Origin of the sequence: Gelidibacter pelagius, assembly GCF_017581925.1 — a bacterium.
Taxonomy (GTDB): Bacteria; Bacteroidota; Bacteroidia; order Flavobacteriales; family Flavobacteriaceae; genus Gelidibacter; species Gelidibacter pelagius.
Genome location: NZ_JAGEVG010000020.1, coordinates 1 through 24,132, shown reverse-complemented (window position 1 = coordinate 24,132; position 24,132 = coordinate 1). Strand labels below are relative to the sequence as shown.

Sequence of the window (24,132 nt, the reverse complement as noted above, 5' to 3'; positions counted from 1 at the left end):
GACTATGGAAATACTAGGTGTAGATATAGGAGGAACGACAATTAATGTTGGTACGGTTCAAGGTAATTCAATTAAAAATGAAGCTCATATTTTAGTTGATAGCACGGCCACTGCCGATGTTAATCTCCAAAATTTGATACAAATTATACGCGAGAATCTCACCTCAAAAGTTCTCGCCATTGGTGTTGGCGTTCCAGCAGTAGTAGATGCTGTTAATGGAATTGTGTATGATGTACAAAATATACCTGCGTGGAAGGAAATCCCATTGAAACAAATCCTTGAAAAAGAATTTAATCTTCCGGTTTTTATAAACAATGACGCCAATTGTTTCGCCTTGGGTGAATTTACATATGGTGAAGCCAAAAAGTACAGCAATGTTATAGGACTTTCTTTAGGTACAGGTGTTGGTATGGGAATAATAATTAACAAAGCTCTTTATAACGGTGTGCTTTGTGGGGCTGGGGAAATAGGAATGTTACCTTATAAAGATAGTATTATCGAAAACTACGCTGGAAGTTTCTTCTTTTCCCAACATTATAATTCAACAGCCAGAGATGTTGCAACAAATGCAGTAAAAGGACAAGAATGCGCATTGAAGGCCTTTAAAGAATATGGAGAACATTTGGGTGAAACCCTTAAATATATCTTGTATTTATTTGCACCGGATGCCATTTTTTTAGGAGGCTCCATCAGCAAGGCCTATCCTCATTTTAAAGATACCATGCTTGAAAGCTTGAGTTCTTTTGCTTATCAAAAACAAATCGAAAATTTAGTAATTGAAGTATCAACAACAAAAGGATCGGCAATATTAGGTGCAGCCTCTTTATGCATCCAAAAATCAAATAACAATACGATAATTAGAATATGAAAAATAGAATATTATTGTTGTTAGCACTAATCATAACTTTTAATATTAGCGCGGCAATCCAAAAACAAGTCCCTATAAAAATTGAAAACAATAAAAAAGGGGCTCCGATAACCTTAGGAATTCCGTTCCCGAAAGGCGAATTATTTTCAGTTGATAATGTTAGGATGCTAAATAGTAAGGGGAAAGAAATTGTATCTCAAACTACAGAAGTTACAACATGGGAACCGGCAGACGACAGTATTAAATGGATTTGGGTATTCTTTTTCGCAGATGAAGCCTCTAATTATACTTTGGAATATGGCGAAGGCATCTATCCAATGGAACCAGAAAATCGAATTGTTTCTTCAAATAATATGAGACCTACTGGAGGTATAGTGGTAAACACCGGGACCTTAAAATTTAATATTAATAAGAAAGGACATGGTTTTTTAGATGAAGTATATATAGATAAAAACGGTGACAAAGAGTACTCAAAAGATGAATTGATTGCATCTGCTCCAGAAAACTATAGAGGTACTTTTTTAGACATATTAGACGATTCTGGAATTGATCTTTCAAAAGCCATCGTCAATGAAGTTTTCAGAGAAAAAGGTTCCGGACCTTTACATACCATATTTAGAATAGAGGGCACATATAAATATAATCAAAGTGACAATAACGATTCGCCTTTCACATTAAGAATTCACGCCTATGCAGGAAAGAGTTACATTAAAGTACTGCACACGCTCACTTATACCGGTGTACCAGATAAACATAAAATTCAAGAAGGCGAATATGCCAATATTGCTACTCAAAACACAAATATTATTTCAGAAGCCTCAACTGACGATATAGGATGGACCCAGCCTAATGACCAAATTGCAGGATGTGGTTTAACCTTTAAATTTCATTTAGATAAAGAGGTTCAATTTTCTACTTCAACCAACACCGATAGGGATTTAAACACAACTCAAGCTTATGACGCATTTGAAGCGCCGCTTGTCGATAAGAAGATGGGAGTTTTACAGATAGGACCTCAGCAAAAGAAAGCTATGGAAACTTCCACTTCCACAGAAAGAGAAAAAGGATTTTCCGCAACGGTTTTCAATGGTAAATCACCCCTCGTAAATGCAGAAAGGGCAAAAGGATGGATTGATATTTCTGATAAGTCAAAAGGGATTAGCATAGGAATAAAGAACTTTCTTCAGGAATATCCCAAAGAATTAGAAATTGACCCCACTACTAACTCGATTAATGCATATGTATGGCCAGCCAGTATTGATCCTATGAGTTTTGAACGAGCGAATACAAAGATAGATAGTGAAATGTTAGCCAACTTCGCTCAAGGAATTACTAAAACTACGGAGTTCATTTATTACTTTCATACTGCGGAAAAAATAGAAATCATTGAAAACACAATGGATTTTGTGTTAGATCCTCCTATTGCCCATGCAAGTCCAAAATGGTATACCGGTTCTAAAGTTTATGGAAATATGGCACCTTATAGCACCAAATTTCCAGAATTTGAAAATGCCTTACAATATAAGTACGATTGGATGGCCTTTAATCAAGAATGGGAATCTTGGTACGGTATGTTTAATTATGGTGATATGAAAACCTATTATTTCAATGATCAATGGTATATGTGGAACAACAATGAGCCGACCGCTGATTTTAGTTTATGGACAAATTTTATGCGAACAGGCAATCCAAAATACTATCACATGGCCGAAAGCATGAGTAAACATACCATGGATGTCGATAATATTCATTGGCCTAAAAAAAGAACTTATATAGGAGAACTTAACGAGTCAATAGATTTTTGGAATTATCAAGATGAACCAGAATCAACACCCTATTTAGGAGTTGGCCTCAGACACGCTAGTGAGCACTGGAATGCCGTCTTGAGTGCCCATGTTTGGATTCAAGGTTGGATAGCTTCATATTATATAACAGGAGATCAAAGAGCGCTGGAAGTTGCCAAAATGACCGGAGACACCTATATAAAAAGAATTTGGGGAGATCACGATTTAAGAGGCAGAAGATTATATTTGTCTGTCCTTAATTTAATGGAACTCTATGACGCTACCAAGTTAGAAAAATATAAAACTGAACTGGATGATCGTGTAAGAATTTTGCTGGACCTTCAAAAAGAACAAGGCGGAAATATTTTATTGGACAGATATGGCTATTCACAAACCTATGTGGCTCAAGGCTTATATAAATACTATCAATTAACTGGAAGTGAAGAAGTGAAGAAAGCACTTATAGATCATGCCAGATGGGTTAAAAACGTACCGCCATTGAACCACAAAATGGAGTCCTATTTAGCCACTATCTATCCACTAATTCTTGGATACGAATTAAGTGGGAACAAAGCTTATTTTGAAGAAGCCCAAAAAAGGGCCGAGATGTTAAAAGTCTCAAAACTTCCAATAACAATAAGTAACGCAACTACTCAAAAAGAATTTAGTGATGCTTTATTGGAAATCTCAAGATTACCAGAGGATTCAGATAGAGCTGCAATTTGGGAGTTAAATATGGGTCTTCGAGTTTTTGGATGGACGCATGCAAACAATATTCCTTATTTGCTGTATTGGTTAGAAAAAACTGAGAAAGAGAAAGTTTCTAAATAAAATGAGGTTACGGTAAAAATTATCAATGAGCCATACTATTAAGTATGGCTTATTAGTAATTATAATGTTTTCATCGTCCTAAGCTTCACAGCGTATAAATACCACATTCAATGACATTCCCTAAAAAAACTATAGCTCTAATCCTTGGGCCGTTATCCTTTTTTATCCTAACACTTTTAGACAAACCTCAAGGCATGCCTGAAAATGCCCATTTTATGTTAGGAGTCACTATTTGGGTAGCAATATGGTGGACAACAGAGGCTGTTCCTATCGCAGCAACAGCACTATTACCCTTAATCTTATTTCCTTTAACAGGTATTATGAGAATCGAAGATACTACTGCCGCCTATGGTGATAAGTATGTGTTTCTTTATTTGGGAGGGTTTTTCTTGGCAATTGCTATCGAAAAATGGAATTTGCATAAACGCATCGCTTTATATATTATCAAAGGAATTGGGACCAATATCTATAAAGTAATTCTTGGTTTTATGGTGGCCACTGCATTTCTATCCATGTGGATTTCGAATACTGCTACGGCAGTCATGATGCTACCTATGGGGATGTCCATAGTTGCTCAATTGAAAGACAACCCTACAACCATAGAAAATGAGAATACTAATTTCGGAAAAGCTTTAATGCTCAGTATCGCCTATTCAGCGTCAATTGGTGGAATTGCAACGCTAATTGGTACACCACCCAACTTAGTAATGGCAGGGTTTGTTCAAAAAGCCTACGGCATAGAAATCACCTTTGGGCAGTGGATTCAATATGGACTGCCAATTTCAATTATATTATTAACAATTGCATGGTTTTATTTAACACGTGTGGCTTTCAAGTTTAAACAAAAAGAATTTCCCGGAGGGAAAGGAGAGATCAATCGATTAATAAAAGAATTGGGACCAATGCAATTTGAAGAAAAGCTCGTTTTAATTGTTTTTATTTTTACAGCAATCTGCTGGATCACACGCTCCTTTGTGCTTCAGTCCATAATTCCAGGAATAGATGATACGATCATAGCGATGAGTGCTGCCATGATTTTATTTATTTTACCTACAAAAAATAAAAACCAAAGAATTATCGGTTGGGAAGATGCTGTAAAAATTCCATGGGGAATCATTTTACTTTTCGGTGGAGGCATGGCTTTAGCTGCAGGTTTTAAAGAAACTGGTTTAGCGTTATGGTTGGGAAGTCAGATTGATTTATTAATTGGAGTTTCTCTGTTTTTATTGGTTTTTATTATTATAGTTGCTGTAAATTTTTTAACGGAAATAACTTCCAATTTAGCTACCACAGCTATGCTATTACCAATTTTAGCACCAATTGCAGTGAGTTTAGACGTTAACCCCTTTGTGTTAATTGTAGCAACCACAACAGCTGCGTCATGTGCATTTATGTTGCCTGTAGCTACACCACCAAATGCCGTCGTCTTTGGCTCTGGTTATTTGAGAATCATCGATATGATTAAATCTGGTTTTTGGATGAATCTGATATCAATTATTGTTTTAACCTTATTTGTTTATTATATCCTACCCATATTGTGGGGTCTATAAAATAAATTCAAGTAAAAAAACGAATAGGTAATCAGACCGAATGTTTTAATAGTGAATATCACCATAAATGTCAAGTTTCCTCTGTTTTCAGTAGTATTATCCATGATTAATTTTAAAAGCGCACTAAAAGAAAATTCTTAGAAATCAATAATTATATAATGATTCGTTAGTTTAAACGGTTTCGAGGTCAGAAAAAACTCAGAACCTACCAAATACTAAATCAAAGGAGCTAAATTCTAAACCATGGTCTATCTTTTAAAAATAGAATGGTATTTTAGCTACAATGAAAATCCTTGCGTTCATAATTTGCTATTTATCATTGGGTTTTGCTCAGATCTCTGGGCAGATTATGATCGATTCTATTCCAAATAAGCTCAATTTACTGAGCAATACACATGTTAAGGCTGTATTTTCCGATCGAAGTACATCATTTCAAGAGATTCGGCAACACGCTGTTTGGCAGCCTTATGATTCCAGCTTCATTGCTTCCGTGAACTCATCGGTTTGGCTCCACTTTGAAATTGAGAACCGATCGCAAGATACTGTTGAAGTTTATCTAAAAAGCCAGTTGGATTACACGACGATTTATCAACAAACAGACGAGGGCTATAAAGAATTGAAGAATGGGTATTATGTAGCCTTGTCAGAACGAGCAAATAAAGAAGAACGTACATTTACCCAATTGCGTTTCCCACCATTACAAAAATCGCAGCTTTATCTCAGGCTTGACGTAAATTCTGAAAACTCCAGATATCCTCCCATTATCTATTCTGAAAGAGGCTATTGGAAGTTTTCATCATTAGATTATAAAGAACAACAGATGTCCATTGGTTTTCTTTATTTCTATATTATTTCGCTTACCACCATTTTTATATTTGCGCTCGTTTTTTGGTTGCGTCTGCGCAATATGCTCTACTTCTATTATTTAGGATACCTGTTTTTTCAACTTATTTATGGATTTCTTGTACTCCGATCCACTTCTGCACCAATCAGCAACTTTTTTGAGCATATCCCAAAGCTTGCCTTTAGCTTATTTGAACCCGTGCAGTTCATCTTTATAGGATTTTACATCTTATTTATTATGAAGCTTTTACAGGTGAAGAATTATGATAGATTGCTGGCAAAAATTCTTTTTTACTTGGGCCTCTTCTGTTTTTTATATGCTCTGACCAATTTTGTCTTTACGCATTTTTTACTTGGTGGAAAATATTCGGTCCGAATTTTTTATATGATTCGTTACTTTATTCTTCCTCTAAACTTTATTTTAATATTCTGGGTCATTTATAAAGTAAAACACCCCTTGTTGGTCTATTTTATAATAGGCCAATCATTCTTTTTCATAGGAGCTATCTTAAGCACTTATGTAGCCTATAACTCGCTGCATTTTGTTCGAGGACATTTTTTTAGCTTCAAGGAATCCCTCAATATTATTTTTCAGATTGGCTTGTTGGTCGAGGTGTATTGCTTTTCATTGGCTTTAGGGAAAAATGTATTTCTACTCCAAAGAGAGAAGGAAGAAGCTACGACAGCCTTGATCAATCAACTAAAGACCAACCAGCTCATGCAGGAGGATATGAACCGCGAACTGGATACCAAAGTCCAAAAAAAGACCAGTGAGCTTATTGCGCTCTATTCAGAAATAGAACGTGAACGGAATCAAAAGATCAAAGACGATTTTAACATTCGCATCAAGGAAACGGAGATGATGGCCTTGCGCTCTCAAATGAATCCGCATTTTATTTTCAATAGCATGAACGCTATAAAAAATTTAATCATGACCTCCCGAAATGAAGACGCCATAGCGTATTTGGACGATTTTGCCAGTCTACTGCGTGGCATCTTACAAAACAGCAACCGGAAAAAAATAACCGTGGAAGAGGAATTGGAAATTTTAGAATTGTACCTTTCTTTGGAACAAAGCAGAATGGGTGAGAATTTCAATTACACCATACAAGTCGATTCCAAAGAAGCGCTTTCACAATACCAAATTCCACCGCTACTCTTACAGCCTATTGTGGAAAATGCTATTTGGCACGGACTGCAACCAAGTTTAAAAGCCGAAAAAAAATTGATGATCATTTTTGACACTACCAATGATTTAAAAATAATTATAGAGGACAATGGCATAGGCCGAAAAGAAAGCGCCAAGAACAAAAAATTGCACAATTCCATGGGTACGACCATAGTACAGGACCGATTGACATTGTACAATCATTTGAACGACCACACCATTTACCTTCAAATTACCGATCTTGAAGACGACGACAGAACTTTAGGAACACGCGTTACATTAACTTATAAATATTGAGACATGACCAACATAATAATTATAGACGATGAAGACCATTGCACCAATGTCTTGGAGAACTTGATCAAAAAAGTCCATGCTGATTATAACATTATTGGCATTTTCACAAATCCGCTTGAAGGATTGGAGTTTATAAAAAACAATCCACCAGATTTATTGTTTCTCGATATAGAAATGCCCAACCTCAACGGATTTGCACTCTTGGACAACCTGCTGCCCATTGATTTTGATGTCATTTTTACGACCGCTTATGATCAATATGCTATTAAAGCGTTCCAATACAGCGCAATGAACTACTTACTAAAACCGATCACCGAAAAAAATATTGTAAAAGCACTTTCCAATTGGGAAAAACGGCGTGATAAAACGAGTTTGGAACAATGGCAACTCTTACAGGACCATTTGAAAAAATCCAATAAGAATTGTTCGCAGATTGCCTTACCTACGGGTGTTGGTTATCAAATTACAGAAATTCAGAATATTGTCAGGTGTCAATCAGACAGTAATTACACCTATATTTTCTGTAAGGATGAAAACAAAATTTTAATCAGTAGGACCCTAAAAGAAATAGAGGAACTGCTACAAGACCATGGTTTTGTCAGGGTCCATCAGTCGCACTTGATAAATCCCCAGTTTGTAAAAGGGATCTTAAAACAAGATGGCGGCAGTCTTATTATGCATGATGATGTAGAAATACCTGTTTCAAGACAGAAAGGGCAACAGATCAATGAAATACTGGAAACCATGATCCGTTTTAAGTAATTGAATAGCCATCCTTTATTGTGATTTGATTCGAAAAATACAGTAAAAAAATAAGCTTCAGATCCCTATTTAGCTTTTTCAAAAGTACCATTCTTAGAATGTGAATTCATCTCTTCGCCTCAATTTATACCGATTATGATTTTAAATGTTGCATAAATGCTCCTTAAAATCTATATCGGCATTATCCCACAAAGGAATAATCACCCAAATAGAAAATTAAACTGGTATCACTTAAAAATGGGCAAAAGTCTTTTTGTAAATAGCTATGCTCCTGAATTCTAAGTCAAACTTGTCAAATACTCAGTCTAAAGCGCCAAACTCTGATTTGGCCTTGTGTAAGAAAATACATCGACTACCTTTAGATTATAGTATTTTAAGTTCAAAAATAACTATCCATCTGAATCCCCCCTGTTTTAGTAGTATTTCTAAAGAAAGCAAAGATCCCTTTTTTGCATATCGGCTCTTAGTCATAAGAACTGAAAATACAATACCGATTTTTTGTTTGCCCTCCCGACAAGTATCGGGACTAAAGAGAGCAAAAAATTTCAAATGATTAATTAATTTAAGAATAAGCCACCCTTTAGGACCGGGACAATACTTATTCGGATTTTAAAAGAGCAATCTCATTTTTTAGGATTAATTACGGATATGCAAATCCGTTTTTAACAAAACGAAGGAAAATTTTTATGCATCTAAAGTTTTATTTGGTCCGTTTTTATTAATCTGACCAAAAAAAAAATTGCAGGTGTTTAATCCAAACTGGTTAAAAAAAGGTCCATGACATCAGCTAATTATTTGTCTAAACTCTATTAAAACATGAAAACAATGCCGTCTATTTTCAAAACCCTATTGGTTTTACTAGCTATGGGGACATTTTTTTTAAGCGCCATGCCATCTTTTGCACAAAACTTGGAAGGGAAGTGGAATATTGCCAAAATAGATACCCGACATTCAACAGTGATAGAGTTTACCAAAGACAGTTTGATATTTTATGATTTTGACGACCACCAATCGGCAACCTCCTACCATATCAAGGATAATCGCCTCGCTGTGGCGGACGGTTCAATTCCTATTGGAGGAGAGTTTCTGTTTATAAGTCCCAATCGCTTGCGTTTAAAGCCAGATCGTGCAAAGAGCCCTATTGATTTTGTGCGATTGCGCCCCACAATAACGACCTTGAAAAGTGCAGAAATAGAGAAACTGAATTTCGAAATAAATTATCAAAATAATATCCTCCCGATACATTTTAATCAAGCAGAAGATGAATCTGGAAAAAAGGTCCAGTTGGAAATTATAGACTCCACCTATTTTCTCTCTTTTTATCGAAATGCCAAAAGAATGGGAGCTATGCCGATTGAGCAGGTAACCTCTGAAAAAATCATGGTTTATGGGTTTCCCGTAGAACCGTTTATGGTTACAGGTGAACGGGTGTTATCCCATAAGAACCCTGCCATAATGAATAGCGCCTCCCCTTCAACGGGAAAGCTGATTACCGCAAAAGCAATCTTAGGCAAATGGTTTTATAAACATATTCAAGGGCGTCCATCATTATCCGATTGCACTAAAAAATCCTTTTTTGAATTTACAGACGACTATGACTTACACATAAAACCTTATGCCGAAGACCATAGCAATGGCGACTGTATTGCTGGCGCCACGATAAGTGCAACTTATAACATTCTCGGTGACGACCAAATCAAGGTCACCGAAAATGGGAACAGTGTTATTTGGGAAATCCAATTCCTTTCACCAACAGCGCTTGTGGTCCAACGAGACGGGGAGACCTTGACGCTAACAAAAAAATAAGGACGGCTTGAGGTCTAAAGTAAACGCTTGAAAAATAATTGCAAGAGATTCAAAATTCAACAAATTATATTACAGATGAAAACACTAAAATTCAAAACCGTATTATTTATCCTTTTCATTGGCTTGGCCTCTGCAAGCTGTGGTGATGATAAAAAGAAAGAAACGAGCTCAGACCCTGACATATCATCTACAAATACGCCAGCCACAAACACTAGCGGTGACCAGAATGTCCCAACTACGGAGCAAGAAAACAAATCGCAGCTTGCGCCGGATCCCGCTGGTGCCTCCAGTCCTGATTTTTCGGAAGCCAAGACGGCGGCGATTTTGTTGGACTGCAACTATTTTAGTCAGAATCCGAATGCCGTGTTAAAAGATAATCCCGATGCGGCCATAGATTATATTATTCCGTGTATAGCAAGAATTGATGGAAAATTGACCATTGAACCCGGAGTAACCATTGCTTTTGAACAAAATGCAGGCCTGAATTTTTCTGATAAATCGTCAATTAAAATGCAAGGTACTGCTGAAAAACCCATCTTGCTTACCGGAAAAGAACACATAAAGGGCTATTGGAAAGGTGTCGGCACCGGAAGTAATGGGATGAGCAATACCATGAGCTACGTTACCATTGATTATGCAGGAGGTTCAAAAGCTGCCTTGGAAATCTATACCGAAAACACCATTTTAAACCTTGAGCATTGCACGTTTTCAAATAGTAAAAATTATGGCATGATCACCAACAGTAGAGTAGGAAAAGACGTGAACAATATAGTCATGGAGAATTGCACGTTCACCAAGAACAAAATTCCATTTAAAACTGATGTCACCCGCTTAAGGCTGTTTAATGGCACCAATACATTCTCAGGAAACGAGAACGATTATATAGAGCTGGATGAAGGGAGTCTTTTTGGCGATGCCACCTGGGCCAAATTGGATGTGCCCTATTTTCTTCAAGGCAATTTAAACATAAAAGAAGGCGTGTTTACCGTAGCGCCCGGTACTGAAGTAATCATGTCTTCCCAAAAATGGATGCATATAGATGGCAACGCTTCCTTGGTCATGGTGGGGACTGCGGACGACCCCATAACCATTAGAGGCGAACATGATGTGGCTGGATTTTGGCAGCAAATCAATGTGAGGTCCAGCAGCCCCTTAAATGAAATTGGTCATGTGATCATTAAAAATGCGGGCAGGACCACCAAAAAGCCCAATGGCGCCATTTTTCTGGAAAGCTCAAGGTTTTTGAATATCCATAATGTCGTTTTCAGCAATTGCTTTGAGTATGGAATAAGTGTTCAAAACGCAGGAAAATCGCATTTGAAACACGCCAACCTCAGCTTGGACAACACCCCAAAATTGTTCTCCGATTGGAACGGAAAAGAGATTCCTGCACCTGAAAGCTTGTAAGAATTAATATTAAAGGATGATTCTTAAATAACAGATCAAAGTTTATAATTGATGTGCATTAAAGAAAAACACAACAGATTGAAAATTGATGGTTTGATGCATGATAGACTGAACGTCTGCCTCTTAAAAAAGCTACAAGAAATGACACGATTTTAATCTTTAACTAAATAATACATACAATGATGTTCAAAATAAGACACTTATGGTTGATTTTAGGAGTTTTGGGAATGCTGCTACTAAGCTGTAAAGACACCTCAGAACACAAAGGAGCCACAGACCAAACGACAAAAACAAAGGATAAATCCGACGCTTATGCCTCCATTCATTTGGATGATGGAAGCACCATTGACTTAGACGTCCGCAGGCAATCGGGAAAAGTAAGCTCTTCCACAAGTTTGACTGCCAACCTTTCAGATTATGGTCTCATAGTCATGCTCCGGTTGAAGACACATGATCAACCCATAAAAGAGAAAGACTACACCAACCCTGAAGCCGATATGACCATAAAGAATGTCACCAAAGACGGACCCCTGGATGAAGAATATCGTTCCTATTATTATACGGACGCCGATGGAAAAGAAGGCAGTACAAAAATCACCATCACAGAACTGAGCGAAGACCATTCAGAAGGATCCTTCTCGGGTACCTTATATTCCAAAAGCCATAGAAAAATGACGGTTGAAGGAAAATTTAATACAAAAAAGAAATAATTAGTGGCAATTTGTTCCTGATAGTTTCTAAAACGCCACATAATAAACCATCATGGATTGAAAAATCCGCAATTTTACTACTTGGCAAACTCAAGTCTGATTCATGAAGTAGATAGTAAAGTATAAAAAAAATTTATTGGCGTTACCAATTGCAATTGGGACGTAACTAAAATGATTCCCGTTAGGGAACAGGATTCTAATCTTTAACTAGAATAATAAACAATGAAAAACATATTTTTTCTTATCGCACTGATCGTCGGTTTTAATGCTCTCAATGCACAAGATCTTGACAGCTATAAATATATAATTGTTCCAAAAACATTTAAGATTAATGATAAGGTAGATGCCAACGGACTTACTTCTCTCACGACTAAATTATTCGAACAAGAAGGTTTTACAACAATAATGAAAGGCAGCAGAATTCCTGAAGAGCTTAAAAAGAACCCGTGCTTGGGACTTCATGCAGATGTAGATGAAGTTTCCAAAGGCACTTTAAACAAACTCATATTAAACTTGAGTGATTGTAATGGCAAGGTCATTTTTGAGAGTGGGCAGGAAGGTCTCATTAAAAAAGAAGGCAAATCGACCTATCACGAAGCTCTCACCAACGCCTTTGCACCCATCAAAGGATTGAACTATAGATTTTCTAAGTTAAAATTGAATTCACAAGGGAAATTCAACAAAGTTCAAAAGCGTCAACAGAAAAAACTTTCCAACAGCAATACGGAGAAAAAAGGGATTGCAACTCCTGATCATTGGCATAACCCAAACGATAAAGCAGAAGAAATAGGCATCGCGGTGCCTGACCATTGGCATAATGTCAACGCTAAAAAAGCAGAAAAAAGTTTGGATGTACCTGATTTCATGAAACACCCTTATTTTAACACAAGGGCGATCAAAGCGCCAACACAGCTGAGTCTTAAAAATATTACCTATGAGGTGAAGCAAGACAAAAATGGATTTTATCTTTATAAGAAAGGTGCCTCCAAGGCTTATGCCGAATTGGTGCCTTCTGCAAGCGAAGGGTATTATATATATTTTAACCTCGAAAATAAGGGGATAGCCCATTTTGATTACAACGGCAACCTCGTTGTCAGGTATTTAAATGCTGACACAGGTAAAAAACAAGAAATACGATTTCAATCTCATTAAACCCTATGCCGCGAATGAGATCAGATAATTGAAAATCCACAGTTTTATACTGGCAGAATGATAATCTGCTTCGTGAAATAGCTGGTAAAGGACATTAAAAAATCACCTTATTATTCGTGTACCCACCCCTATCTGGTCGGGCAAGTTCGAGGCTAAAACAACTCAAATCAAAGTAACTGATTTGAAACCCGATTGGAGCAGCGTTTTAATTTTTAATAGATAATAAAGTTGAGGTTCAAGACCGTGCATTTCTGTGTTTGGTACTTTATTAGCTCATTTCTGAAACAACCCTCTTACTGAATTCTAAGTCAACCTTGTCAAATACTAAGTGTCGCATGCCAAATTCTGACTTGGTCTTGTGTAAGAAAATACGTCCATTATATTTGTAGATATAACTAATCTTAGTTTTTTTCTTAAAAATTAGAAATTGACGGTCGTTAAATTTAAATATTAATGACAATTAGCTTATCCATCGCATTTAAGAGTTGAATCCCCAGTTCAAGAAAATGAGTTAAAAGCCTAGGCTTTACGCTCACTATTTTTAAAACCTTTAAAAATGAACTCGTTACGATGCCGTTGAAACACCATATATTCCTTTTAACCACCACCTCTATTTTTAACTAAATTTAGAAATGATGCCCTATCTCCTATTGATTTATAAGTAATTAGAGAGCAAACGACATCTTGTTGCACCAATTATTCTTTATTAGAACGTCAAATAATTGCGCACAATTAAATTTAAAACAATGAAAAATTCATTCTTTCTATTCGCAATTTTATTAAGCGTCTTTGCTTGCGGAAACTCTGAAAAATCCAATTCAGATAAAACTCAGGATAGCTCAAATAAACCGCTTTCTCAATCGCCTTGTGAACTGTTGTCCGAAACAGAAATTAAAAACGCACTGTCTATTCCTACAGAAACTGAAACAAGTATGAAAGAAAAAAACACAACTTTTCCCTCCTGTTTTTACAAATGGGAATCCATCACCTGGCTTTATGAAGTGATGAACGGCCACATGGCAGATTATGCAGCCGAAATGAGCATTGTACAGGTTACTAAGATTAAAGAGGCGCAGTATGAAACTTCTGTATCTTATTATAAAGATGGCGAAACCATTGATGGCATTGGCGATATGGCGACCTGGAGTGCGAAAAAAACCCAACTAACCTTTTTGTACAAAGGAAATTTAATCCACGTACACGCAAAAACATCTGCGGATACCGCTTCCAACAAGACAAAAGCATTAAATATAGCGAAACTTATTATTGATAAACTCTAAACGCAAAATTCAAGAAAAATGAAGTGGAATAATTGAACACACAAATAACCAAGAAAAACCTCAAAACAAAATAACATGAAACAACAACTACTTAACAAGAAAACAGGAAATCTTAAAACCATGGCATTCATGGCTCTGAATTTATTTTTTGTCACCCATCTTATGGCTCAAACGCCTGCACTGGTTTCTTCAGATGCAACAAATCCCAAATATTTTACTGAATATGACGGTAAATTATTCTTTAATGCCAAAGATACCGACAATAAGGAATGGCTTTGGAGTACCGATGGTATCGGAACAACAGCACATAAAGGGACGGTGCCGGTAGATCATCCAGGTTCCCAACCTCAAGACCTAACCGTATTTAATAACCAATTGATATTTAGTTCCGTTTTAAAAGAAGGCACTAAATGGAATCGAGAACTCTTTGAGTTTGACGGTACGGCACCGAGTCTCATCAAAAATATTCAAGCCAATGGAGAAAGTGCACCTGCTGGTTTCGGTGAGTTTAAGAACAAACTTTATTTTGCCGCAGATGATGGTCAGGTCGGGACAGAACTATGGACCACAGATGGCACGTCAAGCGGAACGCAGCTATTGGCTAACCTTGCACTCGCCTTAGACCATAGCAACCCTCACAACTTCTTTGAGTATGATGAAAAACTACTATTCGTCGCAAACGATTATTATTTTGGTCATGAACTTTATAGCACCGATGGCACGACGTCCGGTACATTAAGAATCACAGATATCTTGCCCGGTTGGGGAGACACGTTAATAGACGAATTTACATTATTTAAGGATAAGGTTTATTTTGTTGCTTATGAACTGACCCACGGCAGAGAACCTTGGATTACTGACGGGACAGAAAGCGGGACATATATGTTGAAAGATATACGTCCAGGTCTTACGTTTAATTACCATAAAAGCGAATTCACTGAGTATGAAGACAAGCTCTATTTTACCGCCATTGATGACACGCACGGTCAAGAAATATGGGTTACCGATGGCACAGAAAACGGTTTAGAACTATTTTTAGATCTCTATCCAGGAATAAACAGTAGCGCTCCCACTGGCTTTACTATATATAAAGACAAGCTTTTTTTTGGTGCTCGAAGTGCCGGCAATAATCGGGGTCTATTTTTAACTGACGGCACAGAAGCTGGAACCTCGATAGTGAAAACGGCATCTTCCAAGGCCGAAAATCTTTTTATTTATGACCAAAAATTATTTTTTACAGCGAAGGATGGCTCAAACGGCCGCCAACTTTGGCTAAGTGATGGCACTGCTTCAGGGACGCAAATGGTTATGACAGTTGATCCGCTTAATAAAGATGCGATTCCTGAAGATGATTTCGAATATGCCGTTGTTGATGGGACGCTGTATTTTACGGCAGATTACGACGGGAGTGGCTTGAAATTGTGGAAACTCACCGGTGCCGCTCTAAACGTTGAAAATCAAACAAAATCGGAATTTTTAGCCTATCCCAACCCTGTCCAAAATATTCTACACGTGGCGTCTACACCTGAGAATATTCAAAAAGTGGATCTTTTTTCCATCACCGGTCAAAGTTTAAAAACCTGGAAGAAACAAATTGATATAGACATGTCAGAATTTGCGCCTGGACTTTATTTTATAAAGATTACCACTATTGAAAACCATACAGCAATAAAACAGATCATCAAAAATTAGAAAAAATACGATATATGAAAAATATAAGATTTACACCATCTCTCCTACTCCTCATCTGCCTAACAATGGTCGCTGGCTGCGGCAATAGCAACAAATCAAAAGATACAATCGAAGAGCCTGTTGAGGCCCCTGTTCAAGAACGTCAGGAGGATTCGCAAGGGGAAAATCACACCTATGACATTACCATAAACCCAGGAAGTGCCAACGAACGCCATTTAAAAGGAGACATTATAAATGTGTCAAAAGATGATGGCAGCATGAACAACTTTTCGGCCTATAGCAATACCGAAAATGGTAAGGGCATTGTTTTACGAATAGGTAATGATGAACTTCTCATCAACGGACTCTTTTTTCAAAATGCCGATGGGTCCGTTGCCGACTTATTTGATGGTTCTGAAGATGATTCCGAAGAAAGATCCAATCTGATTATTTCAATCGCACCGCCTTCCTCTGATGTACAGAACAGTATGTCGGGTGAGGTCAAATTATCCAATACCACCTATGGCGTGAAGAGTCATGAAGGTGGATCATTGGGCTATACCTTAGATTTTGATGGTCAGTTTGAAGACTATGAGGAGAACATTTCCCAAATTAAAGGACGTTTGGTGATTAAAGTTCCAAATTATTTATAATGATCATCACCAAAAAACTCACCTTATGAAAGACTTAAAATTTACAAGCATCATTTTAGTTCTGGGGCTTTGCATTATGACCATGAGTTGTGTCACCCTGCAACAACCATTGCCAGGGAGTCTTTGGGGTGACTGGGCTTTTATAAAAACGGGCACCATTATCAATGGTTCTAACGAACGGCTTTACAATTATCAAAATGTGTGCAACAGAAACAATGATCAATTGCGCTTTTCGTCCGACGGTAAAATGAATTTGCGCTGGTACGATGAACGTTGCGCCATCTATCAATATCTGATTGGACGATACCATGTGGAAGGCAATACTTTAAAAATTGATTTGGCCGATAACAGTCCATATCAAGACAGTCCGTTTCCACCGATTAGAGAATTCAGGATCATTCAAATTAACCAGACCACCTTAAAACTTGAGGAGATTCCAGATGCGGAAAGACGTGAGAGATATCAAGGTACACCATCTGGTCCTGAAGTCTTGGTTTTTGTTTTTATGCGAGTGGATTAAGTCCATTTTCACAAGCTAAAAGCATTTTCAAATTAGATTTAAATTGATTAAAACCCGACTGATTAATAACCGACTAAAAAATATCTGATACGCTCAGTATTAACACGACATAATAAGGAATTATCCCGAAAAAAACAGTAATACCTAAACCCATTTATCATGAAAAAAACAATTTTAACTGTAGGATCATTTTTGTTCTTAATCATCTCAACCCAGATGTATGCGCAAAAAACTTTAGGCAAACTTAGCAAACCTACAATAAGCGCCAGCTCCGAGCTGTCCATTACATCACCAAATAATAATGCTAAGGTTTCATCACCGCTTACCATTGCCGGTACGGCTTCAAAAAACGCCAAAGTTACCCTTAACGTCAAAGCAACCTTCACGGAAGGCGATCAGGATTTGGGGACATTTGTCATAACCTCCAATAGTAATGGAACATGGCAAAGCATCCCTATCAATTTGTGGGCACCGGAAGGCGTAAACAACTTACAATTTGAAATCATGGCTTCAGAATCGGTGGTAGAGAAATCGAAGATGAAACGCTTAAAGAAACCCAGCTCAAAAAAAATAACCGTTTCTCCCACCAGCAATATCCAAAGAATTGATCGTGTTGAAATGACCGCGAAGAAGATAAAAGAACTCAATCCTCAGTTGATTGAGGTGCGAGAAAGAGTGTCTCACACCCCAATTGATCCAAGAACTGGACATCAACGACCTCAACGTCCGTCTTCAAATGAGGTGAACACCTATATTACCTCCCCAAAAAATAACGCTCATGTTGATTTTCCATTGATGATTACCGGAACTGCCCAAAAAAACAGTGAAGTTAAAGTCCTAATCACCCGCAGTTACACCCAATACGGCCAAAATACCGGTAAGGCCACGAAAACAAATGTCACTACAGATTCAGAAGGCAACTGGAAAACCGGCAAGCTATACTCCATCCAAGCAGATGCAGCGGATGCTAATGTTACTCTTGAGATCACGGCCGTTCGAGTTATAAACGATTCAGAAAAAGGAAACAAAGCTACGGTAACGGTCAACTCGCAAGCCAAAGAAAAATTGGGACTGAAAATAACCTCACCAGAGAGCAATCTGTATCAAGGCGATAAAGTCAGGTCACCGATCACGGTCAAAGGACGCGCCATCAAAAACCATACGTTGGAAATCCGTGTACAAACGGGTCAAGGCACTGCTGGAAACTATCAACAGCAGAACAACGGAAGAGTCATTAAAGATTGGACCTCGGTTCCTGTAAATTCTACCGGACATTGGAGTACACAATTAAATACGGGCCAACCAAAAACCACAAATGGACGTGCTCCACAAAAAGAATACACACTCACCATTTTGGTTCGTGATAAAAGCAACCCTTCTGAGATCAAAACATTACATCTAAGACGATAACATCGTACCAACATGAGCTTTGCAATGAGAGCAATCTTTTCGGAACGCATAACGCAGTCTTGAAACCCGAAGAAAATATTTTTAGCCTTTTGTGTTCCATGGCTCAACCCGGGGTATTATCTCAAAAATTAATATTAAATCAAAAACCATTTATCATGAAAAAAATAATTTTACATTTAGGAACCTTGTGCTTCTTGCTAATGGCAAACCCACTGCAAGCACAAATAAAAAAGACCTACGAAAAACAGCAAAAAAGCAAGGTCACGCCAAAGGTTTCTGCAAGGCCTATGTTAAAATTAAACAAGGTAATTGGCAGTACCTTGCCGACAATTATTTCTCCTGCAAATAATGAACAAGTGGCATCACCCTTGATCATTAATGGAACCGCCAGTGAAAACATTCAGATTGAAGTGACTGTTGAAGCCGTTTTTACTGGTGGTAGTCAGGATTTGGGGACCTTCAAAACAAATGCTGACAATGCAGGCGAATGGAGTACCATCCCCATAAATTTATGGGTTCCAGAGGATGCCAAAAATGTGAAGTTTCACATTTCAGTCTTACAGAACTTGGACAATAATTCTTCAGAAGGCGAACGTATTACAGTAATTCCAAAGCAGAAGGTTCAAACCGTAGCGCGCGCCCAAATCAATGGAGATATGGTCATGCAACTCAACCCGAGCGTTTCGCAGAAACAGTTGAATCAAAAAGCGACTTTAAAACCCCGATTTAATGCCGCGGACATAAAACTCCCCCCGCCACCGAGTATTAACTCTCCAAGTAATCAAACCGTAATCACAACACCGCTCGTCATTGAAGGTACAGCTCAAAAAAACACAACGATTGATTTAAACATCGAGTCGAATATAGCTTTGCCTAATTTCAACATTAAATCCGTCAGAACGAAAGCCGATGAAAATGGGAATTGGAAAACAGACCCTATCCACCTATGGTTATTTGAAGGTGAGACCGATGCGCGATTTAAAATAAAAGTAACTGAAATAGACACCAAAACGCACGTTAGGCGTCAGTCACAACCAATTACGGTTATCCCGTCAATTGATCAGAGTTTCCCAAGACGTCCTGTTAAGCCCTGGGGCATTTCACATAGCCCTAAATCCGGCACGGATGCTGTTTCTCCAGTAGTCATAAGAGGCTCAGCTGGACCAAATCGGACCGTTCAAATTTTTATGACCAGCCGTTACACAGATGCCGAAGGGAAAAGAGTTGATCTACCACATACAAGAACTGCAACAACTTCTGATAATAATGGAAAATGGAGCACCAATCCCATTGTGTTGCCCACACCCCTAACCGAAAAACAGCTAACGCATAACGTTCAGGTAAGCCAGATAGGTCTTGGTCATCAATCAGGAAATTTCAGCTTCAAAATGACATCGGATCCTAATCGCGTCGTACCGCCAGTAATGACTAACCCAAATTCATCACATTCTATTGGAAGAACCCAAGTTGTTAAAGGAACGGGGGTTCCTGGTCGTTTTGTAGAAGTGACGGTAACGAGATCTTGGGAGCCGAAGAAAAGAACGAATCCTCCAAAATTCAGGAATAAAGAAATTGGAAAACATATAGTAAAGGTAGATGCGGATGGCAATTGGAAAACACCTGCAATGAGTATGGGAAATGATAAGGATAAGGATTTGATTTTTGGGTTCACCGCTGAGCAAATATTCCGTAAATATGATCAAAAAAAGAATGACGGGACCTATCCTGAAGTCCGTTCGAAATCAACCGGAATTAGATTGCGGCAAGCTGTAAGTTTTTAGATAAAATTCACGAGCTAGGTTAAATATCATTTATAATTTATTGTGAGGATAGAAATAATAGTTTACGAAGTTGGTTTCTTAGAAGGCAACAAATATGCTATTATTTTTATCCATACTTAAAAACGATCGATGGTTATGGAAAATCTCATTATTCTATTCACAGGCCGCGAAGAAAACTTTAAATTAATTTGAATTTTGACAAGACCAACTAATTTCTGTGGTATCAAAAATGATTATCATATCAATAAAAATGATCAATAGAAGCTCTACTAGCGAAAATATAAACATCAAAAATTAATGCGATATGGTGAACAAAACATTCATTTTGTGTCTTATCCTTTCTTTCATTTTTTCCTACCCTTCTTTCTCACAGGTGAGGAACAAGACAACACAGGAGAAGGCAAAAACAGAACGCAGAGTTCCTCAAAAAAGGATAAAGAAGATGCATAAAGTTGACAATAGTGGTAAACTGACCAATCCTAAGAAAAAAGTCAATACTCCAGGCGTCTATGTCCAAGAAACATCAAATTCTATCCCTTCAATTACTCAGGTAGAAACAGGCATTCCAGTGTTTATAGGATATACCGAAAAAGGCTCCAATATCCCTACAAAGATCAGTTCTATGCAGGACTATAAAGCCAAATTTGGTGGGGCTTCCAATGAAGACATAGGGGAATTTCTGATAAACAGTGACGGAAGCATCACTTCACCAAACATTTTGAACACTCCAAAATACAAGATGTATTATATGTTGGAACTATTTTTTGACAATGGAGGTAGCGATTGCTTGATCACTTCTGTTGGTCATTATAATAATTCAATAAGAAATGAAGACCTATTGGATGGTCTCGCATTACTTGAAAATGAAGATCTACCCACTTTACTTCTTTTTCCGGATATTACCAGCTCTGAAAACACAGGCGATCCGGCAGAAGTCTATAAGGCAGCGCTCGCCCAATGTGCTGAAAGAAACGATCGTTTTCTGATCTGTGATGTCAAAGCATCTCATGGTGATATTTCAGAATCGGTAGAAAAATTCCGATTCTCGATGGGAACCGAAAACCTCAAATTCGGAGCTGCTTACTTTCCACCTTTGTTAACGACACTTAATTACCGTTATTCTGAAGACAGGATTCAAGTAAAGTTAAATAATAAAAGATTGGTTTTGAGACATCCAGAAACAGAAATTTCAGCCAACCCAAATAAAGCTGACACGTCATTATATCATGTTGAGAATGGAAGATTTAGAACGCAATATCAAGACATAAAACAGCTGATACATGCCAAACATCTCGAATTACCGCCCAGTGCTGCCGTTGCAGGTGTTTACGCCAAGATAGATACTTCCAAAGGCGTTTGGAAAGCACCGGCCAATGTGTCTTTGAACAAGGTAACAGCACCAACAATGGAAATCGACAATAATGCACAAAACAATCTTAATGTTGACAGCTCCGGCAAATCCATTAATGCGATTCGAAGCTTTAAGGGAAAAGGCGTCATGGTGTGGGGGGCCCGCACTTTGGCTGGCAATGATAACGAATGGAGATATATTCCGGTAACGCGATTGGCTATGACCATCGAAACCTCTGTGAAGAATGCTTTGGAGCATTATGAAAACGCTCCAAACGATCCCGAGACTTGGAACAAGGTGAAGGCAATGACCACAAATTACCTCACTACACTTTGGCGAGCGGGCGCGTTAAATGGTACTAATCCAGAAGCAGCCTATTTCGTAAGGGTCGGCTTGAATGAAACCATGACCGAACAGGATCTAAATAACGGAAAGATGATTGTAGAAATCGGAATGGCGTCATCGAGACCAGCAGAATTCTCTTTACTAAGAATCTCTCAAGATATGAATGGCAATTAATTAGAATCTAGTATGCAGTTTGGCGAATTTCAAAATACCCATAATTAGAACTCGGCTACTGATGGCACTTTGAACAGCCATTGGCATGAGAAGTCAACAGCTCCTTTATTAAAACTGAATTACATTAAAATCGATTAAAAATAGAACATTACATATTAACTTAAAATAATACATTATGAAAACGAAATTATTAGTGCTAGGAACATTAGTAGTAATGCTGATGACCTCCCCGTTATATGCACAAAAAACCTCCAAGAAGGAGAAAGAACGAAAAGTTAAGGTAGAAAAAAGCCAAAAGGCCAAGACGATGGAGAAAAAGGAAATGAAGCAAATTAAAGCCGTTCCACGTTCCAAAACACAGGTGATCCCTATAAAAGAAAGAGTGAAACATGGGCATATTGACCCGGTTACTGGAGAACAGATCATCACCCCGACACCTGAATCGATTTACGTTACAATTACATCCCCAGAGAGCAATCTTTCAGTAGGAGAAGGTTTGAATGGAAAAATAACGGTAGAAGGTCGTACAAACAAACGCCAATGGATTGAAATCAGAGTGCAATCAGGAAAAAGGACTATTGATAACTATACCGATTCAGATCGCTATTATAGTAAACTTATCGAGGATTGGAGGCCCGTTGAAGCCAACGGCTTTGGGGATTGGAAAACCATAATCGATGTAAAACTGCTTAGCTACAGCGCTGGAGCAGATTATGATAATGTGGAACAACATTATTTCACCATTTTGGTTCGTTCCAGGAACGATAGATCAAAAATTGAAGTTTTACATTTGCAAAGATTTGATAACTAAAGTGATGACGTTTAGAACAATATTTAATTAGTCTGAGGCTGCTATTATCAGTCCCATCAATTAGATTAAAAACCCCTTCGGATATAAATATCTGAGGGGTTTTTCTATGTGTCAACATGAGTATGTGCTTTCGATAAATCGGTTTTTATGGTGCGCTGGTTCTTAGGACGCGCAATTAATAAACACAAAAAAGACTGCCTTATAACAAGACAGCCTTTCAGCAAACACAACAAACCGAAGTTTAGTTAGAGCCGATATTTCCTTGGGTCAATAAAATTCCTAATTCCGTAGCGCTTTTATGTACATTGATATAACCGTTATAAGTTAATATATCATCGTATCCAAACGCACTATCATCATCCTGTTTAGCGATGTTTGTCATGGACATACCGCTAGCTCCATCTACTGGACTAAGACTTACCGTAATAGCGCCAGGAGTATTAATATCACCCATATGAATATGAGACGGATGACTGTTTCCATTCATGGTTCCCATCACGTCGATGACCAATAAAGCTTCGCCATTCATTCTTTTGTAAAAGGTCGCCTCACCATCGACACCTAAATTGCCAACAGGTCCTAAAGTATAAGCCTTAGTATCTCCCGTTAATTCATTTTGTCCAATGTCACCTTGAGCGATTAATGTTCCCAGGTCTTCCGCACTTTTGTGAATATTGATATACCCATCAAAATCCAATAGTTCTTCATAAGTAATGGCTGTCCCATCAGCTAACATGGCAACTTGCGTTTTGCTCATACCTGTAGCGCCATTTAGAGGCGTGAACGTAACGGCAATGTCCCCACCTTCGGCAGCAGTATTCATATGAATATGACCTGGATGCTCATCGCCAGCGGAAGTACCTTCCAACATGACCTCTATCAAGGTTGTGCCATTGACCCGTTTTGTGAATTTGGCATCGCCCATTATACTTGGGTCAGACTGACTATTCAAAGTATA

Annotated in this window: 18 protein-coding genes; 17 read left to right on the top strand and 1 reads right to left on the bottom strand. The window is 37.9% G+C overall.

The window, feature by feature from the left end:
- Positions 1 to 4: 4 nt before the first annotated feature.
- The 17 genes from J4051_RS15510 (at position 5) to J4051_RS15430 (ending at position 23,174) form a co-directional block, all read left to right on the top strand.
- Positions 5 to 868, top strand: coding sequence for an ROK family protein (locus tag J4051_RS15510; protein WP_208234795.1), 864 nt, complete (start codon positions 5 to 7; stop codon positions 866 to 868).
- Complete coding sequence (locus J4051_RS15505) at positions 865 to 3,483, top strand: exo-rhamnogalacturonan lyase family protein (RefSeq protein ID WP_208234794.1); 2,619 nt, start codon at positions 865 to 867, stop codon at positions 3,481 to 3,483. The genes J4051_RS15510 and J4051_RS15505 overlap by 4 nt, the downstream gene beginning before the upstream one ends.
- Before the next feature lie 110 nt (positions 3,484 to 3,593).
- The gene (locus J4051_RS15500) at positions 3,594 to 5,033 is read left to right on the top strand and encodes an SLC13 family permease (protein WP_208234793.1); all 1,440 of its coding nucleotides are present in this window, start codon (positions 3,594 to 3,596) and stop codon (positions 5,031 to 5,033) included.
- 349 nt (positions 5,034 to 5,382) lie between these two features.
- Positions 5,383 to 7,341, top strand: a complete 1,959-nt coding sequence (locus tag J4051_RS15495; protein ID WP_236027532.1) for a histidine kinase — start codon at positions 5,383 to 5,385, stop codon at positions 7,339 to 7,341.
- 3 nt (positions 7,342 to 7,344) lie between these two features.
- Positions 7,345 to 8,103 (top strand): LytR/AlgR family response regulator transcription factor, encoded by a 759-nt coding sequence (locus J4051_RS15490; RefSeq protein ID WP_208234791.1) that lies wholly within the window; start codon positions 7,345 to 7,347, stop codon positions 8,101 to 8,103.
- Positions 8,104 to 8,919: 816 nt separating this feature from the next.
- Positions 8,920 to 9,909 (top strand): hypothetical protein, encoded by a 990-nt coding sequence (locus tag J4051_RS15485; RefSeq protein WP_208234790.1) that lies wholly within the window; start codon positions 8,920 to 8,922, stop codon positions 9,907 to 9,909.
- 75 nt (positions 9,910 to 9,984) lie between these two features.
- The gene (locus tag J4051_RS15480) at positions 9,985 to 11,316 is read left to right on the top strand and encodes a right-handed parallel beta-helix repeat-containing protein (RefSeq protein ID WP_208234789.1); all 1,332 of its coding nucleotides are present in this window, start codon (positions 9,985 to 9,987) and stop codon (positions 11,314 to 11,316) included.
- 179 nt (positions 11,317 to 11,495) lie between these two features.
- Positions 11,496 to 12,026 carry a hypothetical protein gene (locus tag J4051_RS15475; protein ID WP_208234788.1) on the top strand — a complete coding sequence of 177 codons (531 nt, stop codon included), beginning with the start codon at positions 11,496 to 11,498 and terminating at the stop codon, positions 12,024 to 12,026.
- A gap of 222 nt (positions 12,027 to 12,248) precedes the next feature.
- On the top strand, positions 12,249 to 13,178 hold the full coding sequence (locus tag J4051_RS15470; protein ID WP_208234787.1) for a hypothetical protein: 930 nt from the start codon (positions 12,249 to 12,251) through the stop codon (positions 13,176 to 13,178).
- Positions 13,179 to 13,924: 746 nt separating this feature from the next.
- A complete protein-coding gene (locus J4051_RS15465; protein WP_208234786.1) occupies positions 13,925 to 14,458 on the top strand; it encodes a hypothetical protein in 534 nt (177 codons plus the stop codon).
- A 75-nt stretch (positions 14,459 to 14,533) separates the two neighbouring features.
- Positions 14,534 to 16,150, top strand: coding sequence for a T9SS type A sorting domain-containing protein (locus J4051_RS15460; RefSeq protein ID WP_208234785.1), 1,617 nt, complete (start codon positions 14,534 to 14,536; stop codon positions 16,148 to 16,150).
- A 14-nt stretch (positions 16,151 to 16,164) separates the two neighbouring features.
- Positions 16,165 to 16,782, top strand: a complete 618-nt coding sequence (locus tag J4051_RS15455) for a hypothetical protein (protein WP_208234784.1) — start codon at positions 16,165 to 16,167, stop codon at positions 16,780 to 16,782.
- A 25-nt stretch (positions 16,783 to 16,807) separates the two neighbouring features.
- The gene (locus J4051_RS15450; protein ID WP_208234783.1) at positions 16,808 to 17,302 is read left to right on the top strand and encodes a hypothetical protein; all 495 of its coding nucleotides are present in this window, start codon (positions 16,808 to 16,810) and stop codon (positions 17,300 to 17,302) included.
- A 159-nt stretch (positions 17,303 to 17,461) separates the two neighbouring features.
- A complete protein-coding gene (locus J4051_RS15445; RefSeq protein ID WP_208234782.1) occupies positions 17,462 to 18,712 on the top strand; it encodes a hypothetical protein in 1,251 nt (416 codons plus the stop codon).
- A 155-nt stretch (positions 18,713 to 18,867) separates the two neighbouring features.
- Positions 18,868 to 20,493 (top strand): hypothetical protein, encoded by a 1,626-nt coding sequence (locus tag J4051_RS15440; RefSeq protein ID WP_208234781.1) that lies wholly within the window; start codon positions 18,868 to 18,870, stop codon positions 20,491 to 20,493.
- 442 nt (positions 20,494 to 20,935) lie between these two features.
- Positions 20,936 to 22,363, top strand: a complete 1,428-nt coding sequence (locus J4051_RS15435; RefSeq protein ID WP_236027530.1) for a phage tail sheath family protein — start codon at positions 20,936 to 20,938, stop codon at positions 22,361 to 22,363.
- A gap of 175 nt (positions 22,364 to 22,538) precedes the next feature.
- On the top strand, positions 22,539 to 23,174 hold the full coding sequence (locus J4051_RS15430) for a hypothetical protein (protein WP_208234779.1): 636 nt from the start codon (positions 22,539 to 22,541) through the stop codon (positions 23,172 to 23,174).
- 241 nt (positions 23,175 to 23,415) lie between these two features.
- Here J4051_RS15430 and J4051_RS15425 read toward each other — a convergent pair.
- A partial coding sequence (locus J4051_RS15425) for a hypothetical protein (protein WP_208234778.1) occupies positions 23,416 to 24,132 on the bottom strand: 717 nt, incomplete at its 5' end.

Excerpts from the sequence above, each read along its gene's own strand:
- J4051_RS15460 (WP_208234785.1), top strand. The coding sequence starts at position 14,534 with ATGAAACAACAACTACTTAACAAGAAAACAGGAAATCTTAAAACCATG.
- J4051_RS15435 (WP_236027530.1), top strand. The coding sequence starts at position 20,936 with ATGCATAAAGTTGACAATAGTGGTAAACTGACCAATCCTAAGAAAAAA.
- J4051_RS15510 (WP_208234795.1), top strand. The coding sequence starts at position 5 with ATGGAAATACTAGGTGTAGATATAGGAGGAACGACAATTAATGTTGGT.
- J4051_RS15470 (WP_208234787.1), top strand. The coding sequence starts at position 12,249 with ATGAAAAACATATTTTTTCTTATCGCACTGATCGTCGGTTTTAATGCT.
- J4051_RS15505 (WP_208234794.1), top strand. The coding sequence starts at position 865 with ATGAAAAATAGAATATTATTGTTGTTAGCACTAATCATAACTTTTAAT.
- J4051_RS15450 (WP_208234783.1), top strand. The coding sequence starts at position 16,808 with ATGAAAGACTTAAAATTTACAAGCATCATTTTAGTTCTGGGGCTTTGC.
- J4051_RS15455 (WP_208234784.1), top strand. The coding sequence starts at position 16,165 with ATGAAAAATATAAGATTTACACCATCTCTCCTACTCCTCATCTGCCTA.
- J4051_RS15480 (WP_208234789.1), top strand. The coding sequence starts at position 9,985 with ATGAAAACACTAAAATTCAAAACCGTATTATTTATCCTTTTCATTGGC.
- J4051_RS15430 (WP_208234779.1), top strand. The coding sequence starts at position 22,539 with ATGAAAACGAAATTATTAGTGCTAGGAACATTAGTAGTAATGCTGATG.
- J4051_RS15490 (WP_208234791.1), top strand. The coding sequence starts at position 7,345 with ATGACCAACATAATAATTATAGACGATGAAGACCATTGCACCAATGTC.
- J4051_RS15485 (WP_208234790.1), top strand. The coding sequence starts at position 8,920 with ATGAAAACAATGCCGTCTATTTTCAAAACCCTATTGGTTTTACTAGCT.
- J4051_RS15475 (WP_208234788.1), top strand. The coding sequence starts at position 11,496 with ATGATGTTCAAAATAAGACACTTATGGTTGATTTTAGGAGTTTTGGGA.
- J4051_RS15500 (WP_208234793.1), top strand. The coding sequence starts at position 3,594 with ATGACATTCCCTAAAAAAACTATAGCTCTAATCCTTGGGCCGTTATCC.
- J4051_RS15440 (WP_208234781.1), top strand. The coding sequence starts at position 18,868 with ATGAAAAAAATAATTTTACATTTAGGAACCTTGTGCTTCTTGCTAATG.
- J4051_RS15465 (WP_208234786.1), top strand. The coding sequence starts at position 13,925 with ATGAAAAATTCATTCTTTCTATTCGCAATTTTATTAAGCGTCTTTGCT.
- J4051_RS15445 (WP_208234782.1), top strand. The coding sequence starts at position 17,462 with ATGAAAAAAACAATTTTAACTGTAGGATCATTTTTGTTCTTAATCATC.
- J4051_RS15495 (WP_236027532.1), top strand. The coding sequence starts at position 5,383 with ATGATCGATTCTATTCCAAATAAGCTCAATTTACTGAGCAATACACAT.